This window comes from Arthrobacter sp. Br18, assembly GCF_000520555.1.
Taxonomy (GTDB): domain Bacteria; phylum Actinomycetota; class Actinomycetes; order Actinomycetales; family Micrococcaceae; genus Arthrobacter_D.
Window position 1 is genome coordinate 17253 of record NZ_KI914863.1, and the last position, 3594, is coordinate 20846.

General features: G+C 68.6%; 3 protein-coding genes and 1 pseudogene. 3 read left to right on the plus strand and 1 reads right to left on the minus strand.

What is annotated here, in order from left to right; genetic code table 11:
- A pseudogene (locus Y704_RS24475) lies at positions 1-300 on the minus strand (aldose epimerase); the annotation flags it as partial.
- A 105-nt stretch (positions 301-405) separates the two neighbouring features.
- On the opposite strand from Y704_RS24475, the gene Y704_RS20210 reads away from it, so the two are divergent.
- From Y704_RS20210 to galK, 3 genes are read left to right on the plus strand one after another with little or no spacing between them, the layout of a single operon-like run.
- On the plus strand, positions 406-1233 hold the full coding sequence (locus tag Y704_RS20210; protein WP_035772212.1) for a DeoR/GlpR family DNA-binding transcription regulator: 828 nt from the start codon (positions 406-408) through the stop codon (positions 1231-1233).
- Positions 1230-2375, plus strand: a complete 1146-nt coding sequence (galT, locus tag Y704_RS0109455) for a galactose-1-phosphate uridylyltransferase (RefSeq protein WP_253904283.1) — start codon at positions 1230-1232, stop codon at positions 2373-2375. Before Y704_RS20210 ends, galT begins: the two co-directional genes overlap by 4 nt.
- A gap of 8 nt (positions 2376-2383) precedes the next feature.
- Positions 2384-3538: a galactokinase gene (gene galK / locus Y704_RS0109460; RefSeq protein WP_026549939.1), complete on the plus strand. Its 1155-nt coding sequence runs from the start codon at positions 2384-2386 to the stop codon at positions 3536-3538.
- Positions 3539-3594: the final 56 nt, after the last annotated feature.

The window sequence follows — 3594 nt, forward strand, 5'->3', positions numbered from 1 at the left end:
CTGGTATCCGGTGTTGCGAAGCAGCCCGTGGATCGCATTGCCGGTGGCGAGCTCGGTGATGTCGAGGCGCTGCTCCTCGCCGTGCAGCCGCCAGACACCGCCGTTCACGCGGTTGGCCCAGGGTGCGAGGAGGATCCCCGCCCCGCCCGCGGGAATCGCGGACTCGCCCCAGCTCTCCGTGAGGTGGACCCCGTTCACGTGATAGGAGCGCAGGGCGCCGGCGAGCGACGCCACGACGGCTGTGGCGGACCCTGCGGTGAGCTTGTAGTTGGTCCCTGACGCGGGAACGGCGGCATTCATAGTGCCGATGCTACCGGTCCCGGTGCCGGGGTGTTCAGGGAAAGCCTGGTAGGTTATTGTTTCTTTTTGTGCGGATTAGTTCGACTATGGGAGAAGGTGCTGTGCGTGCTGGCAGCTGAACGCCACGCCGCCATCCTCGGCGCACTCCGGACCCGGCCCGCCGTGCGCGTGAGCGATCTCAGCGTCCGCTTCGGCGTATCGGAGATGACGGTCCGGCGCGATATCGATGTGCTGGTTGCAGCGGGTTCGCTGCACCGCGTTCATGGCGGAGCGACGCGGCGCCTCAGCGCACTCGAGGCGGGTTTTTCCGTCAACAGCGGCCGGCAGGCGACAGCGAAGCGCGCAATCGCCGCGGCAGCAGCCGCCCTCGTGCTGCCCGGGATGACAGTTGCGGTCACCGGGGGCACCACCACCTTCGAACTCGCGCGGCACCTTGTGCTGGTCGATGACCTCACGGTGATCACCAACTCCCTTCCGCTCGCGGAAGAACTGCACCGCCTGCGGCCGCCGCCGGACGCTGCAGGTTCAGCACCCCGGCAGCAGGTCCTCCTCACGGGCGGCGAGCGTTCCCCGTCGGAAGCCCTTGTGGGGCCCCTCGCCATCACGGCCATCCGGGCACTCCATGCGGATCTGTGCTTCATGGGGGCCCACGGCGTCGATGCGGCGGCGGGGATCAGTACACCGAATCTCGCCGAAGCCTCCACCAACCAATCCTTCGCCGGGCAGTGCGGCTCCTTGCTCATCCTGGCCGACACCACCAAATTCGGTGTGATCAGTCTCGCGCGGGTCGTGGGGCTCGACGCCGTCGCAGGCGTCGTCACCGACAGCCCTCCTGCCGATCCGCGCTATGCGGCGCTGGCCGACCTCACTGTAGCCTCCACCCAACCCAGCGACCAGCCCAGCGATCAGACCATCAAGAAAGCTACCCCGTGACCCAGCCACCCGGCGTGCCGCACCAGACCCAGCAGACCTCCACCCGGCTCTCGGACGGGAGGGAGCTGATCTACTTCGATGCGTCGGAGGCTTCGGCAGCGCTGCACCGCGACACCGCCTCCACCACCGACAGGCGGGGGCTCCCCCCACGGGGCAGTGCGGGCACCGCACGCTACGACGCGCTGACCGGCGAGTGGATCGCCGTCGCCGCGCACCGCCAGACGCGTACCCACCTTCCACCCGCCGACCAGTGCCCGCTGTGCCCCACGACCGCGGCGAATGCCTCCGAGATTCCGGCCTCCGACTACGAGGTGGTGGTCTTCGAGAACCGCTTCTCCTCCTTCGGACCTGACCTCGGATCCCTGCCGCGAAGTGCCGGTTGGGGAACCACGGCGACGGCGCTCGGCAGGTGCGAGGTGGTGGCCTTCGACTCCTCCCATGAAGGCTCCTTCGGCTCACTGCCTCCCGAGCGTGCCCGTACCGTGATCGATGCCTGGGCCCAGCGCACGGAGGCGCTCTCGGCGATGGACGGTATCAAGCAGGTCTTCTGCTTCGAGAATCGGGGCCAGGACATCGGCGTCACCCTCCTCCACCCGCACGGGCAGATCTACGCCTACCCCTTCATTCCCCCGCGGGCCGCCGTGATGGGCGAACAGGCCGTGGCGTTCTCCGATGCCTCGCGCGGCACTTCGACGCTCCTGGGCTCGGCACTGCAGGCCGAGCGCGACTCCGGCGAGCGCATGGTGATCGAGGGAGACCACTTCAGTGCCTTCGTCCCCTTTGCCGCGCGCTGGCCCCTCGAGGTGCACCTTGTCCCGCACCGGCAGGTGCCGGACATCGCCGCCCTCACCCCCGCTGAAAGGGATGACCTGACCACTGTGTACCTCGACCTCCTGGGCCGCGTGGACGCCCTGTACTCGACTCCCACCCCCTACATCGCCGCCTGGCAGCAGGCACCCCTCGACGCCCGGCTGCGCCCGGCGAGCTATCTGCACCTGCAGCTCACCTCGCCGCGACGTGCTGAGGACAAACTGAAGTTCCTTGCAGGCTCCGAGGCCGCCATGGGCGCTTTCATCAACGACACCACACCCGAACTTGTTGCGGATCGGCTGCGCAACGCCGTACCGGTATCTTCCCGTTAGGACTTCCCATGACACTCACACCGCTCCAACTCGCCGCGGCATTCACCGAGCGCTTCGGCGCGGAACCGTCAGGTATCTGGTCGGCGCCCGGCCGCGTCAACCTCATCGGCGAGCATACCGACTATAACGACGGCTTCGTCCTCCCCTTCGCCATCAACCACTCCACGATGGTTGCAGCCCGCCCCCGGGCCGACCGCTCGGTGCGCGTGTGTTCAACCCTCACGCCCGACGACGTCGTCCTGTCCGACCTGGATGCGCTCACTCCAGGCAGCGTGAAGGGCTGGGCCGCCTATCCCCTGGGCGTCCTGTGGGCGATGGAGCGTGCCGGGTACAGTACGCCCGGACTGGATCTCCTGGTCGATTCCTCAGTGCCGGTAGGCGCAGGCCTCTCCTCCTCCGCGGCGATCGAATGCGCGGTGGCCGTGGCGGCCAATGACCTCTCCGAATCGAACCTGTCCCTCACGGAGCTGGTCGCTATCGGGCAACTCGCCGAGAACGAGATGGTGGGCGCTCCGACGGGCATCATGGACCAGTCGGCATCGCTGCTGGGCGAGGCGGGGCACGCCGTCTTCCTCGACTGCCGCTCCCGCGAATCCCGCCTGGTCCCGCTTGACCTCGAAGGTGCAGGGCTGGAGCTCCTCGTGATGGACACCAGGGTGAGCCACTCCCACGCCACGGGCGGCTATGCCGCGCGGCGCCGTTCCTGCGAACTGGGCGCCGAACTCATGGGGGTCGCGGCACTGCGGGACCTGTCGGTGGGCGACCTCGCCGAGGCCGCCGGTGTTCTCGACGAGGAAACCTTCCGGCGCGTGCGCCACATCGTGACCGAGAACGCGCGCGTGCAGGATGCCGTTGACGTCCTCTCCGGCAAGGGGCCCGCGGCACTCGGAAAGCTCATGGCAACGAGCCATGCCTCGATGCGGGACGATTTCGAGATCTCGTGCGCGGAACTGGACACCGCCGTCGACACCGCGGTCTCTGCCGGTGCCATCGGCGCCCGGATGACCGGGGGCGGCTTCGGCGGGGCCGCGATCGCCCTGGTGCGGTCCGCGGATTCCGCTGCCGTTACCGACGCCGTCGCCCGCGCCTTCGCCGAAGCCGGCTTCACCGCACCGGTGATCTTTCCGGTGCTGCCGGCGTCCGGTGCGGGACGCGTGGCATAGCACTGCGGGATACGGCGGAGCGGGACGCCTCCCTGACGCTGCGGAAAACAAAGGAC

Excerpts from the sequence above, each read along its gene's own strand:
- galK (WP_026549939.1), top strand. The coding sequence starts at position 2,384 with ATGACACTCACACCGCTCCAACTCGCCGCGGCATTCACCGAGCGCTTC.